Annotated in this window: 13 protein-coding genes and 2 pseudogenes; 3 read left to right on the top strand and 12 right to left on the bottom strand. The window is 43.8% G+C overall.

Annotation, left to right across the window (positions count from 1 at the left end; genetic code table 11):
- Positions 1–53 precede the first annotated feature (53 nt).
- Entirely contained in the window at positions 54–317 is a 264-nt protein-coding gene (locus tag PSI14_RS15955; protein WP_273576808.1) for a helix-turn-helix domain-containing protein, read from the top strand.
- Positions 318–686: 369 nt separating this feature from the next.
- Here PSI14_RS15955 and PSI14_RS15950 read toward each other — a convergent pair whose 3' ends face one another.
- Together PSI14_RS15950 and PSI14_RS15945 are read right to left on the bottom strand one after the other, a co-directional pair.
- Positions 687–2,444 carry an SMC family protein gene (locus PSI14_RS15950; RefSeq protein WP_273576807.1) on the bottom strand — a complete coding sequence of 586 codons (1,758 nt, stop codon included), beginning with the start codon at positions 2,442–2,444 and terminating at the stop codon, positions 687–689.
- Complete coding sequence (locus PSI14_RS15945) at positions 2,437–3,525, bottom strand: hypothetical protein (protein WP_273576806.1); 1,089 nt, start codon at positions 3,523–3,525, stop codon at positions 2,437–2,439. Before PSI14_RS15945 ends, PSI14_RS15950 begins: the two co-directional genes overlap by 8 nt.
- 632 nt (positions 3,526–4,157) lie before the next feature.
- Here PSI14_RS15945 and PSI14_RS15940 point away from each other — a divergent pair.
- A pseudogene (locus PSI14_RS15940) lies at positions 4,158–5,273 on the top strand (tyrosine-type recombinase/integrase); the annotation flags it as partial.
- 8 nt (positions 5,274–5,281) lie between these two features.
- Here the strand turns inward: PSI14_RS15940 and PSI14_RS20285 are convergent.
- The 7 genes and pseudogenes from PSI14_RS20285 to PSI14_RS20275 form a co-directional block, all read right to left on the bottom strand.
- Positions 5,282–5,654, bottom strand: a pseudogene (locus PSI14_RS20285) (IS1 family transposase).
- A 66-nt stretch (positions 5,655–5,720) separates the two neighbouring features.
- Entirely contained in the window at positions 5,721–5,954 is a 234-nt protein-coding gene (locus PSI14_RS20280) for an IS1-like element transposase (protein WP_370688869.1), read from the bottom strand.
- Positions 5,955–6,377: 423 nt separating this feature from the next.
- Positions 6,378–6,614, bottom strand: coding sequence for a hypothetical protein (locus PSI14_RS15930; protein ID WP_273576804.1), 237 nt, complete (start codon positions 6,612–6,614; stop codon positions 6,378–6,380).
- 423 nt (positions 6,615–7,037) lie between these two features.
- Positions 7,038–7,880 carry an IS3 family transposase gene (locus PSI14_RS15925; protein WP_273576840.1) on the bottom strand — a complete coding sequence of 281 codons (843 nt, stop codon included), beginning with the start codon at positions 7,878–7,880 and terminating at the stop codon, positions 7,038–7,040.
- Between the two features lie 20 nt (positions 7,881–7,900).
- A complete protein-coding gene (locus PSI14_RS15920; RefSeq protein ID WP_273576803.1) occupies positions 7,901–8,386 on the bottom strand; it encodes a helix-turn-helix domain-containing protein in 486 nt (161 codons plus the stop codon).
- 83 nt (positions 8,387–8,469) lie between these two features.
- On the bottom strand, positions 8,470–8,877 hold the full coding sequence (locus PSI14_RS15915; RefSeq protein ID WP_273576802.1) for a hypothetical protein: 408 nt from the start codon (positions 8,875–8,877) through the stop codon (positions 8,470–8,472).
- Positions 8,874–9,350, bottom strand: a complete 477-nt coding sequence (locus PSI14_RS20275; RefSeq protein WP_273576801.1) for a scabin-related ADP-ribosyltransferase — start codon at positions 9,348–9,350, stop codon at positions 8,874–8,876. The genes PSI14_RS15915 and PSI14_RS20275 overlap by 4 nt, the downstream gene beginning before the upstream one ends.
- 410 nt (positions 9,351–9,760) lie before the next feature.
- On the opposite strand from PSI14_RS20275, the gene PSI14_RS15905 reads away from it, so the two are divergent.
- A complete protein-coding gene (locus tag PSI14_RS15905) occupies positions 9,761–9,946 on the top strand; it encodes a hypothetical protein (RefSeq protein ID WP_273576800.1) in 186 nt (61 codons plus the stop codon).
- 391 nt (positions 9,947–10,337) lie between these two features.
- On the opposite strand, the gene xerC is transcribed toward PSI14_RS15905, so the two are convergent.
- The 3 genes from xerC to PSI14_RS15890 all read right to left on the bottom strand — a co-directional run.
- Positions 10,338–11,411: a site-specific tyrosine recombinase XerC gene (gene xerC / locus PSI14_RS15900; RefSeq protein WP_273576799.1), complete on the bottom strand. Its 1,074-nt coding sequence runs from the start codon at positions 11,409–11,411 to the stop codon at positions 10,338–10,340.
- A 17-nt stretch (positions 11,412–11,428) separates the two neighbouring features.
- Positions 11,429–11,551 (bottom strand): hypothetical protein, encoded by a 123-nt coding sequence (locus PSI14_RS15895; protein ID WP_273576798.1) that lies wholly within the window; start codon positions 11,549–11,551, stop codon positions 11,429–11,431.
- Between the two features lie 78 nt (positions 11,552–11,629).
- On the bottom strand, positions 11,630–13,876 hold a 2,247-nt coding region (locus PSI14_RS15890), incomplete at its 5' end, for a toprim domain-containing protein (RefSeq protein ID WP_273576797.1).

The raw sequence follows: 13,876 nt of genomic DNA, 5'->3' as shown, positions 1-13,876 counted from the left end.
AACCCTGTCTGAATCGCCACCATCAATATTAATTAATGGAAGGGGTAGCAGAAATGAATAACGTTAAAAATGATTGGCATCAAGCGGATATTATCGCAGCATTACGTAAACGTGGTACAACCTTAGCAGCTGTCTCCCGTGAAGTGGGACTTAGTTCATCTACACTAGCAAATACTCTTAGTCGTCTTTGGCCTAAAGGTGAGTGGATTATTGCTAATTATCTCGAAATACATCCTTCAGAAATCTGGCCTAGTCGGTATTTTGATAAAGATGGGCAGCTTATTGAGCGTAAGGCTCGAAAGAGAGCATTAGAATAAAAATAATTAAACTGGGATATGAAGTTAAAGGATTGGATTAATAAATTGATTACTCTAACATAATTTAATTAATGAATTTTTGTGCTTATATACAGCTATTTTTTCATTTAAAATAAGCACAAAATATTTATTATGAAAACCATGCATTCATTAATAGCGAGTGTTCTAAAATATTTACTTCAATGAAGTGACTGATTTTTCCTAACGATTTCATCGCTCTTCTGAATCACAATAAATAATGCTGTTTTCAATTGGGAATACACTTTCATTTAATTAATAGCATGAATTAAGTTTAATATTTGTATTTGTATTTGGATCTTAATGATCAGGAAGATATAGGGCCATCAGGCCCTATTTATTTGTATATTACTACACAGTTTGGAGTAGAGAAAACGCATCATCCAGTAAAGTTTTTTCTTTATCATCTAAATCTGTCTTGAGTAAAAATGATCTGACAGATTTTGCATTTCCTATACATATTTGTTTTGCGTTGCCAGAGAAATATTTATTATTTATTTCATCGATATTGAAAAGAGCATCGCCATTTAATGGATTGATTTCTTTTTTAAACTCTGCCACGGTAAATAACATTTGTTCCTGATTTCTCGCTTCATTAGCGAGGAATTTGAATATAATCTCTCTATTTCCAACATCAATATCTTCTTTGAAGATAGCATCTAGTAAAAAGGGAAAATTATGGATGATAGATTTTTTTGAAATCATTTCATAAAAAGCAAAGTGGTATGCCATAACTATTTTATGTAGTTCAACTCCTTGATAGGGAAACGATGTAATCGAATAAAGCTCTCTATATCTTGCATGATCGGGTATTTTTACTTCTAAAAGTTTTGCTTTCTCTTTAAATATTTTTAAAAATTCCCATTCTGTTTTTTTGCGTAAGTTATCTATTTCTAAATCATTTCCTAATTCTTCGATTCTATCCTGTAGGAAAGATATTTCTTTGTTATAATTGATTTCCTTTTTTGATATGCCTTCAAGAAGGATCATATTTGCATGATGATTTATCCAAGAGTTAAAGCTAACTTCTTCAATTCTAGATTTTTTTAAAATATCATATTCATAGTTAATGATTTTGCTATTTTTTTTGATTTTCTTCTCAACTGAATTTAATATTGACACGGTTTTTTTTATTTCTTCAGAAACGCGATCTTTTTCTTTTGCAGCATCATTGATATCTTGAGAATAAATATATAAATCTTTAATATCTCCGGGTAACGTTTGCTCACATACAGGGCATCTATCTACCCGTGGTTTTTGTAACTCCATATTTTTGATGGTCTGCAAAATCACTTTTTGGCGACCACGAAGCATACTTATTTTATTACATAGTTTTCCATGCTGAGCTTCTTCTGAGGCCAGTGTTGTTGCTAACATATCGTAATTTTTTAAATATTCGAGTGATTCGCCTTTAAATCTTTTTTCTAATTTCTCTGATAAGTTTAGATTTTTATCATTTGATTTATAATGACTTAATTGATTAAGTTCGTATTCAAGTTGTTTCTTTTCTTTTTGAAGGGTATATTTCTGTAATCGTTCTGTGCCGTTTTTTATTCCAGAGTAGTAATCTAAATAGTCAAATTTAAAATCTTTATAGAAACGATAATCTCCGATAGATTCCCTCAGGTAAACCCATCCAACAGATTGGGATATATAGTATGGCAAAAAAGCAGCTTCTATCGGAGCATTGGTAAAATCAGTTTGTTTCTGTAGCATTAAATTAAAGTGGAATAACTTATTGAAAAGTTCCTTATATCTTCCATACTCATAAGAATTATTGCTATTTATTCCATCAAATCGTATAGGGGAAGTACCGTCAATACGTATAATCAGAGTATCATCTAAGCGTACAAATACAATTTTCTTAATTATATCATTTTCTTTAATTTCACACTCAAGGCGAAATATTACATTTTGACTGATTATATCATGAAGATTTTCTTTTGAATCATTGATGCCCATTGAATAGAGAATTGACTGTATCAGTGTACTCTTACCAGAAGTATTCCTACCATGTATAATATTTACCGATTTTCCAAAATCGGTGCGAAAGAAATTTTTGTTATTGATGGAATATGCTAATATGTTTTTTAGGGTTAATTTAGGCATACATTCCTCTTGTTTCTACATACGCTGCTATAATTGCAAATGCGACCATATGCTCTTCTAGTCTTGGATTATATTCACTAATATACATTTGATATAACTCAATAATACATTCTGGTTCACTGCTATGGTTTTCATCAACATCAGTACTTTCAGATACAAATTTATAGATTTTTTTATATTCTATTTGTTGTATGTCTTTAAAGAAATCAAAGCAATTATCTAACAACTCTTTTGCTTTTCTTTTTATGGGAAGCTTTATTTGTAAGCCCTTAGATAATTCTTCAGAACATTGTCGCCAGAAGTCAAAAGTTTTTTTACTCTCGGCGAACATATTAAATGTAGTATTTATTTTCTGCTTGGTAAGTCGTTTAGACTTTTCTGTTAATAATGCATATCCTGCATTGTTATATGCTAATTCGACGTCTTGAAGTAGTGCCATCAATGTTGTTATTACTGCTTCATGATCACTAACATCACTACCTAGGATTTCTGTAGATAAACCAGTTAGAGTTCTTTTCCATCCTTTATAACTCTGTGGAAGATCGATAAAATTAAACCTTACATTGGCTAACTGGTTAAAATCGGCCATTTCTCCATCTTTCAAATTTGATTGAATATTTTCTTTTATTTCATTATTTAGCTCTGAATAATTCCGAGATATGTTAGATATTTGAATTTTTTCTAAAGCTCGTTTTTTACCTTGTACTCTTTTACCCTGAAGGAGAATATTCCTATTTGTTAGAAAAGAAAGTGTGTGTGCATAAGTGTCAACTTTTGGATGTGTGTCATTGATAAGTTCTTTCCCTACGAGAGAGATTTTTCCAATGATTTCGCAAAATTTTTGGTCGGTTTTCCAGTCATCTCTGGATTTTTTTGCTTGATAAGTATCGATATTCTCAATATTGCCATTTTCATCAATGAAAGCAAAAAGAAAATCTTCATGATGTTCAATGCATATGAAATAGTCTATAGATGATGTGATTAGTTTTTCGTAATCATCAAAAAGAAGATATACAACACAGCATCGTTGGAATGTATACCCTGAACCACCGTCAACACCTGAGTTGATGCTTTCTGACATTCTAGCATTCCCTATTTATCAACTTTTTTGCGTAAACCTGAACTAATACATCTTGCTTTAACCCTTAAACGACAAGTTTAAGTATGAAGTGATTTGACCTCTTCTCTATAGAATATTACATTACAATAGAAAGATCACCTAACACATTGCAAAATATGTATTTTTACCGATTCGTGCTTTGATGAAGATATGATACCTTTACCTTGATCTGCACGAATGTGACTTATTTCCTGATGGTTCATCAGGCTTCAACGGCACTTTTGACTATGGTTCAGATTATTACAGCAGTCTAAATTTTGTTTATCACATGAGATTCCGTTATTCTCTGTCAGTGGACAAAATACTTGTTCAATACAGAAAGCTAGTCTCGGGGGCATTTTAGGGGGCATGTAAGATAATTGAACTAAATAAAATTATTTAAAAACAATAAATTAAGTAATGTTATTGAATCCTGTAGGGCCCATTCATATCGTAACGTCTTCCAAAATCTACAAAATCCCAATAAATACGCAGTGTTGGCCTTTTTCCATTCTCCTGTAGTCTAGTAAGGTATGTTGAAATCTCCGATCTTATAGGGGTATATTTAGGGGTACGTTTAGGTTCAATGAAGTGAGATACCCCCATGAAGCTAACAGCCCGACACTGCAAAGCCGAAAGAAAAACCCTACAAACTTGCAGATGGTGGCGGACTATATCTATTGATTAATCCAAATGGCTCCCGCTATTGGCGGTTAAAGTACCGGATCGCAGGCAAGGAAAAATTGCTCGCATTGGGGGTATATCCTGAAATCTCCCTTGCCGAAGCCTTCGCAATCAATAATAGCTTTGAGTCTATAGCCATTGAATGGCATGAACATAAACGCCCCAATTGGTCAAAAGGCTATGCCGAAGACATACTGGAATATCTGAAAAAAGACATCTTCCCGTATATTGGCAAACGTGCCGTTACCGAGATTAAACCCGCTGAAATGCTGGCTGTACTCCGAAAGATGGAGCAACGCGGCGTTTTGGATAAATTGAAAAAAACCAGACAGGCTTGTCGGCAAATTTTCACCTATGCCGTTATTACCGGACGGGCTGAGTTCAATCCCGTTACTGATCTTGCCAGCGCACTGAAAGCCCCCAAGCAAAAACATTTCCCACACCTTTTAGCCGACCAGATGAATGATTTCCTCATCGCCTTGAATGGTTATAGCGGAAGCCAAGTGACGCAATCAGCGACACGCATGCTGATGTTGACCGGAGTACGAACCATTGAGCTGAGAGAATCGGAATGGACTGAATTCGATTTTGATAAAGATATCTGGCAAATCCCCGCCGGGCGAATGAAAATGCGCCGCCCTCACATTGTTCCGTTATCAAGCCAGGTTAAAGCCATTCTTATTAAGTTGTACGAGATTACAGGACGCGGGAAATACGTTTTTCCCGGTCGTAATGATGCGGGTAAACCGATGAGCGAGGCCGCCATCAATCAGGTTATTAAGCGCATTGGTTATGATGGCAAAGCAACAGGCCACGGTTTCCGCCATACCATGAGTACGATCCTGCATGAACAAGGTTATAACACGGCTTGGATTGAAACTCAGCTTGCTCATGTTGACAAGAACAGCATCCGTGGTACTTACAACCACGCTCAATATCTGGATGGTCGTAGGGAAATGCTGCAATGGTATGCGGATTATGTGGAAGCACTCGAATTAGGAGAGAATGTGATACATGGAAAATTCGGTTGTGTATTAACTAGTTAGATCTCTTATTAAAAATAGTTCTCACGCTCAATGAAAGTACCAATCACTTTATCGTGCATTTCCTCTGATTTAGAATACCCTATCGTTTTTCGATTCAGTCTTTTTATCCGGATTCGATGCGTTAAATTGTTTCTTTCTAAACGTTGGTGAATGCCTTCCCTGTCAGGTGTTCTTCTTCTGGGAGGCGGTCATACACAGCATAATCATCCGTACAATAAAACTGGATATTAAAGGGCGATAAAAGGGTAAGCAGTTTGTCTAATGTTTTCCGGCTGCGATCCCAAAAACAGGTGCCACTATTCGTTTCAGACGGGGTTCCCAAGCATACCAGAGCCCGCGTTGATTTTTCTTGTTCCCCACAAACGACCCTTGCTCATCCATTTCACAGATAAGCTGAATGTTATCCCCGTCAAGAGGAAGCGTCGTCACGTTTCGGGGGGTAAGTTTTTAGGTTGTCATGACGGTACTTGTGGCCACTTTCAGGACACGGGCGGTGTCGCGGATCCCTCGGTTATTCATTGCCATATCGATAATCTGTTCTTTAACACCGAGTTTACAGGCTTGATAGGTGTATTCCAACTGAAAGACCTTACAGCAGGCATAACAGCGATGGCCGCCATTTCCTTTTCCATGTCCTTTGACCTGTTCTGATGTGTGACAATAAACGTCAACTTTAGCCATACTCCACCCTTAAAAAGTTAGAGCATATCACAATAACTAACTATTCAATACATGACCCAAATGTTCATCTAACTCACTTAAGTCTTTTAGACTTGAAACGTTGACAGTTATTTTTTCATCACAATATGGGCACTGAATCGTATGATTTAGTTCATAAAATCCGTCTTCGAACCCATCATAAATCATCTCTTTTTTCTTCAGATTTTTCATTTTTAAGTTCATGGAAGCCTCTTAAGAACACTATCTGTTACTAACTGTTCAATTTTACCAGAAAGTTCATATTGAGTACCCATACTAGGCTATCCAAACTAGGGAATAGCTGGAACTGATTGGTGATTATAAAAGCCGCTAATGGCAGGGAGTGAGCCGCTCTTAAAAAGAACAAGGCCGGAAGATCACGGAGATCTCTTCCGGCCTTGTGTTTTATCCATACACTCTTTTTATATCAGAAACATACTCCCAGAAACGTTGGCATGCATCTTCTTCTTTTTCAAACGATTCTACCCAACTACGCGCACCTCTTTCTGCATGATAGACTAGCCAATATCCATCCTCATAACTAAGGCAGATCCTATCATCGGGAGCACCTCCTTCTAATGAATAGTATGATGATGAGATCTTATTCTCTTTTAAACGTTTTCTCAGTTCTTCTTTATTCATTGATACACCTATTAATCTAACGGTATGGGTTTCCCTTTTAATGTTTTTGACACTTTTTCCAATGAACCATTGTCAATTAATTCTTTTACCTTCGCAGGCAAGTCGTACTGTGTGCCATGTCCTGGATAGTCAAACTAAGGAGCAATAGCTTAAAGAAGCCGGATTTGATATTGGCGGCTCGGTCACGGTTAAGATCATGAACGGCTGTTTAGTGCTGATACCCGACAGTGACGAGACGAACAGCCTCAAACAGCAATACCAGCGCCAGCGGGAGCAAATCAGTGAAATTAAGCTGAGGATGCGGGAGCTGATTGGGGGGCTACAAAAGCAGCTAAGGGCAGGGACTGAGCAGCTCTTAAAAAAGAAGAAAGCCGGAAGATCATACGGATCTTTGAACTGACCCCAAAAAGTTGGACATTTTAGTTAAGCGGCGTGTAAGGCCTGATTTCGATATTCTATCGGAGTTAGGCCTTTTAATTTCACCTTAATCCGTTTTGTATTGTAATATTCGATGTATTCTTCTATCTTTTCAATCAGTTCATCAGCATCTTTAAAATGCTGTCGGTGATACATTTCTGTTTTGAGTAAGGCAAAAAAGTTTTCGGCCATCGCATTATCCAAACAGTTCCCTTTCCTCGACATACTTTGCTTAATATCTTTATCAGCAAGTTGCTTTTGATAAGCCCTATGTCGATATTGCCAACCTTGATCACTGTGAATCAGTGGCTTAGCGTGAGCCTCTAGCTTATCTAATGCCTCTTTTAGCATTTCAGTCACTAAAGGCAGACTCGCCTTTTTCGCCACGTTGTAAGCAATAACCTCTTGATTAAATAAGTCAATAATAGGTGACAGATAGACTTTTTGTTCATTCACTTTAAACTCCGTCACATCCGTTACCCATTTCTCATTCGGTTTTGTCGCGTGAAAATCTCTTGCTAACCAATTCGGTGCTGTTTTACCCACTTCTCCACGATAAGAACGATATTTCTTCGGCCTTACCGTGGATTTTAGGTTTAATTGTCCCATTAATCGTTGTACTGTCTTGTGATTGATTTTAAAGCCATTTTTTATCAATGCTAAATGAATGCGACGATAGCCATAACGACCTTTATGCTCATGATAAATAGTCTTAATCATCTCTATTTCTTGTTCATAAGCACGCGTTTTTTTAAGCGCTTGACACTGATAGTAAAACACGCTTCTTGCAAGATTAATGGCACAAAGTAAGTGCTTTAATGGATATTGCTTTTTAAGAGCTAAAACAATTAACGCTTTTTCTTTGCGAGTTAGCGTTTCTTCTGTTCCAGCTCTTCTAACTTTTTTAGGACAGCATTTTCTGCACGTAAATAAGCTAATTCTTCTTTAAGTTCCTCAACTGTCATTTCGTCATCAGACTTCGGCGGGATTTTAGGTCGTGATTTCATTGGGGGTCTTCCTCGCTGAGGACTTTCAAGCCCTTTGATACCGGTTTCATTATACTTATCAAGCCAGACTGATAAGGTACCCGGGGTCGTTAAATTGAGAACTGCGCTCGTGTGAGTGAGAGACCAATCATTTGTCCACATTAATTTTAAAGCCTGGAGTTTTGTTGCAGCACAAAGAGAGTGAGACGTTGGCAAAAAGGCGTTATCACCATGAATGGCAACCACTTGAGCCCAGTATCGAATTTGTCGAGAAGAGATTGAATATTCCGCTGATAGCTTATCCGATGCGTTACCTGCCAGACATCGTTTAGCAATAATGATTTTTAGTTCACGACTATATTTAGACATAAAAAAACCCCCAGTCATTGGTTGTCCAACTATTGGGGGTCACTTCACTTTCCGGCTTTATCTAAGCTCATAAAGCAGTTATTTTATCGTAGCGATTCAAACCATTGAAGATGGAATTTACTTTGCTCTTCTGGGGTGTAATTAACATCTTTATCTTCAAAATCAAATATATGAACCATATTTTCAGGTAAACCATGCTGACCTAATGTAGTCTCATAAGCCACTTTTCCTAATCCCATATCTCTCTGCATTGCAGATGGAAACACATTTATTTTTGCTCCTTTGCAAAGAAAAATTATATCTTTTAATTGGTTTCTCAAATCTATAAAGCATGAAAAATAGTCGGTATCATTTGATTCTGCTAACTGATTATTATTATGAAATATTTTCAAACAACAATCTCTATTAGGAGAGGTGATCAGGTGCAATTCAGCTTCTTCCATTTTTCCATTTATTATTATTTTGATTTTTCTTTTATCAATGCCTGTCATTTTCCATACCTCTTTGGATTTAAAATTGTATAGTCCCACATTTCTCCATCAGCATTAACTGCTCTTGCACCTAATATATCTTCAGATTTAACTCCACCGGGTATTGCAATTTCTGCTTCTCCAGGATACGGCGATTTTGAACCTAGAACCTTGTTTACATCTATACCATTATTAGTTTTCATGGTGTACATATACCCGCTTTGGCTTCCATAATTTGTTGCAAAACCAATAGTTTTACTCGGATCAGTAGTCGTGCTTATAAAATTGCTTGGAGGATTTTTATTATCTAATGCGTGCAGATACAAATCATTGCTTGGTCCTCGTGTTTCAAATCCTTTTTCAAAAATTTCAGTGAAACTTCGTGTATCTCCGCGATACGTTATAAGGTAATCACCTTTATTCCCAACTCCACCTGCCAAACCATATGGATCAACCCAACCTGTGGGATTATGCACATAAGAATACGGATTCACGCCGCCCAGCAGCCCGATGGGGTCTTAGGGAAGGTTCAGACGTGGTTATACTTTTTTAAGCGATTTTTTCCTTGATTATCAGCTTATTAAAGAACCCTTTTTACCCGTTTAGCCCACATCCGCGAACTTAAAACGCCGATACGCACTTTTGGTCTGTTTTGCGATGTTGCCCCGGGGCGCTTTTGCCCTGCTACCGCTGTAAGCTGTTGTGCAGTATAGCGCCCCTTTTTCCTTGTGATGGGCTGAAGAGCCTGATTTTGTGCGGTTTTTCACTTTCGGCAACGGGCGAACGCCGACCAGCTTGTCTGGGCGGTGGGTGCACGTTCTGCGGGTGCGGGCGGCATAGAGCCTGCAAGCGGCGCCCTGCGACGCTCGGGATCACTGATGTTTCAGATGGAGCACGGCTTTGCATGACCGCACCGTGTTTTCAAGGGAAGCCCCCTGCGGGGGCTGCACGGGGCGGAGATGGCGAGCACGGCAACGAGCGAGGAGCGCAGCGACTGCGAGCCGGGCACAGCCAGTGCAGCAGGGTTGGGGCGGGGGAGGTAAACAACGGAGGCCGTAAGGCCGACCTGCCTACAGGGATGTTTGCCTGAGCAAGGCAAGGAAGCTAAAGAGGACGCTGTTTTTGCCGGAACGGGGCACGGTGCTTAAGATTGGCTCGGTGTTTGCCGAGGCAGTGCTCAGATACCGACAGCAGAAGGCGAAGCCTTGTGCGGTGCACCCTGCGATGCCGATAAGTGGGGGCGCAGACATAATGTCAATTATACGCTGCGAACCGCTCACCGATGCCGTTGACGGGCGGCGGGGCGGCTCGGTGAGTGGCGTATAATTCCCCCACATTATGTTGAGTGGGCTTTGGGCGGCCTGCACCGACTCAACGGGGACACGGTTGTTCAGGCCGCCCATGGCCCACGTACCCCCGCAGACACTGAGGCCGACGGGCAGTCCGGCCACGGTCTGCCCCCGCACTGAACGCCAGCTAACTTAACGGGGAGGAGCGGGCTGTCCGCTACGCTGGAGTTTCGGCTCGGCATCCGGTTTTCCGCTGGCACGGTCTGAGCCACTCTCCGGCGGTTCGGTAGGCTTGTCGGCTTCCGGCAATGCCTGAGGGTCACGCTCGGCCGGATGGGTTTGCTTATGCACTTTCTTTAAGTGCCCGATAGCGACCCGCGTATACACTTGGGTGGTATTGAGTTTTTCGTGTCCCAGCATCGCCTGGATATGGCGGATATCGGCCCCGTTGTCCAGCATTTGGGTTGCCATTGAATGCCGGAACAGATGGCAGGCACCCGGCTTGTCCAGTTGTGCCTGCTGCCGGATAGCCTTGCCCGCGATGTGTGTCAGGTGCCCCGGACTGAGCGGCCTGCCCTTTTGCGAGATAAACAGGTAGCCGCTGTCATATTGCGCGGCCAACTGGGGCCGGACATGCACCAGATAACGTGTCAGCCAGCTTAGCGCCCGCTCACCGATGGGGACCACCCGGTCTTTATGGCCTTTGCCCTGATTGACCACCACCGCCCCGCGTTCGACGTCGATATCCCCCCACCGGAGCTGGCGCAGCTCCATACGCCGGATGCCGCTGCTCCAGAGGATTTCCAGCATCACCCGGTTGCGCAGCCCCAAGAGACTCTGGTCGTCAAGGCTGTCCAGCACCTGCGTGGTTTCCCGTTCACTCAGGATCTGGGCAGGCAGCCGCTTTTCTTCTTTCGGCAACACCAGTTGCTCGGCCGGGTTGTAGAGAATGTGGTGGCGTTGCAGCAAGTAGCGGAACCAGATCCGTAACGTACTCAGACGGTCGCGCTGGCTGTTATTGCTGTACGGCTGACCGTCAGCCTTGCGGTAACTGCGCAGATAATGCTGCCAGCTTTCCAGCAACCCCAGCGTCACCTGAGCCGGATACTGCACGGTGCGCTGTTCGCACCAGTCCACGAACGGTAACAGCCGTTCCCGGTAGGCTTCCAGCGTTTTTCTGGTACGTCCCTGTGCCGTCAGTGTATCCAGATACGCCAGCAGTTGCTGGCGCAGCGTTATCAGTGCGTTGTCGTGTGAGAGAGTCATGCGGATTGTCCTTTTTGTTATGGAAGCGATCCGGCAGTACGGGATGGCGGGAGTATTTTAGTGTGTTGCCGGAACAGTGATTTTTCGTTTTGTCCAACTTGCGAGCTGTCAGCCTTGTCTGGCTGTGGCCTGATAGCCATTTTGCCTGTCCCAACTTGAGACCAACTTGACCCCAACTTGGGGGCAACTTGCGTTGTTTTCAGTCCAACTTGCGCCGATCATACCGGTACGATCAGGCCGCTTAAGTGGGCGCTGTCACCCTCGCCGTCCCACAGCAGTTCGTATTGCAGCAGATGCCCGCGACTGCCGCCGTGGATCAGCAGGTATTCCATCTCAGCCAGCCGCTGGCAATGCACTTTAAGCTGATTGTCACTCCATTGGGTAAAATCGCGGATATCCCGCCGGGTAAAGCGCACTTCCCGCAGCGTTTGCTGACCTCGCGATGCCATTGCGCGCGCCATCTGTTGGATCAACAGCAACAGCTTGCGCGTTTGTGGCGGCATTTCGTCCAGCGTCCGGCCTAAAATTTCATGCGCTAACTGATTGGCGAGCCGGATATCGTCTTTCGTGACTTCGATATATTCCAGTGTCTTGCCGCGATGCGCTGCCGTTTTGATTTCCCGCTGATACTGGTGCAACAACGCGATGCTCTGGATCAACGTGAGATATTTCATATGGTCGCGGCGGGTGCGGGTTTTGTCTGACATAAAGGTCAGTTGGTGAGCATACGGATTGACCACATTCAGCGGTTTCAGCAACCGCTGGGCGTTCTGGTGCAACATGGTGAGATAGTCGCGCTCGTTCTCAGCCAATAAGCCTTCCAGCGTCTGTTTCTGGCGCTGCACCGCATGGATGGCTTCGGTCTGTTCGCGGGATTCGTTGACCGTCAGCACCAGACAGCGATTGAGCAGTTCTTCATCCACATCGATGGCGGTCGTGGTTAACATCAGCATCACCGGGCCTTTGACGGTATAGCTTTTGGTGACGAGGTTTCCGGTCGCTTCATCCTTGCCCGTACTCGCCATTATCAGCTCACCGTCTGACTGCAACAGCTTGAGCGCGTAAGCCGCCTGCCGCACACCTTCTTCTTCCGCTATCGCTAAAATCTTGTGCTGGAGATTGGTTTCCCCCAGATAAAACAGACTCTGGCCGGTCATGGCGCTGTACTGGATACGTTCTTCTGGCGGGATCAGGTTGAGCACCGCCTCCATTAAGCTGCTCTTTCCCGCGGCGCTGCTGCTCTGGATCAGGACGGCTAACGGTTTGGGTAACTTTCGGCTTACCGCTGCCAAAAAGCCAGCCAGTAAGTTAGTGGATTCGCCGACCACACCACAGGCGGCTAAGTCAGCGGTAATACGGGCTGTCAGGTACGGTTCTTGCAATAACGCCAGTGCCGCTTCCCGTTCTGCGATCCCCATTTCCGGTACGTTGGGGGCGGTGTCCACTGGCTGTTGCTGCCACTGTTCGACCGCCAGTAACACCTGTCCCAGTACCCGCCGGAGGTCGCCTTCGGTTAAGCCCAGCTCAGCAGCAGCCATGCGGGCGTAACTGTTGCGTGAGCGTCCGCTCATCAGATCAATCCCGTCAGCGAACAGCATGCCGCTTTGCGTGTCCAGCACCTGCGCATTGAGTTTCATCGCCGCCGCGCCTGCTTTCACCGTACTCATGCCGCGCAGACACCATTGCAGTGTGCCGACTGAGATAAGCAACTCGCCATTGTCGCCGGACTCACACACCACATTCGGCGTCACGCGGGGCGCGGGTTCAGCGGCTAAAGGGGAAGCGGGTTCTGGCTCAGGTGTCTGGCGTTCAAGCGCCACCATGCCCGCCACGTCCTGCATCGGCACCGCGCCTTCAATCAGCAGGGCAAAGGCGGATTCCGGTTCGGCCATCTGGCACAGGTAGCTGTTCGCATCCCTGCCCGGCGGGAACACCACACGCAGCGGCGTGATGCCTTTGGCAACCAGCGCTGCCGCCAGTTTCACCGCCGCCTCATTGCCCGCTGTATCATTATCAAAGGCGATCAGCACCTGTTTAATGCCGTGCTGTTCAAAGATCTGCCAGTGATCCGCGGTGACACCATGCACACCATAGGCCGCCGTGACATGGCGCTGCCCGGTGACCCAGAACGACATCGCATCAATCAGCGATTCACACAGGATAAGTGTCTTGGAGGCACCCAGCGCCGCTTCATTCCAGACGCCTTGATGTGCCCCCGGCAGGTATAGATGGCGAACGACTGATGCCCGCAGATCATCACTGATCATGCGTCCGTACAGTTCATGGATTTGCCCCTGCGTACCCATCACCGGCACAACCAGCGCACCGCGCAGATGTTCACGCCCGTTCTCCCGCAGCACGCCAACCGCTTGCAGACGGCGGCGGATCTCTGCGCCGGCCTTTTGCTTACTGGGCGGCAGGCGGTAAGCGAGCGTTCGGTTGGCAAAGCCCAGTTTGAACTGTGC

The organism is Xenorhabdus anantnagensis, assembly GCF_028598555.1.
Taxonomy (GTDB): Bacteria; Pseudomonadota; Gammaproteobacteria; order Enterobacterales; family Enterobacteriaceae; genus Xenorhabdus; species Xenorhabdus anantnagensis.
Note: the sequence above shows the minus strand (reverse complement) of the source record. Positions and strands in the feature narration are given on the sequence as shown.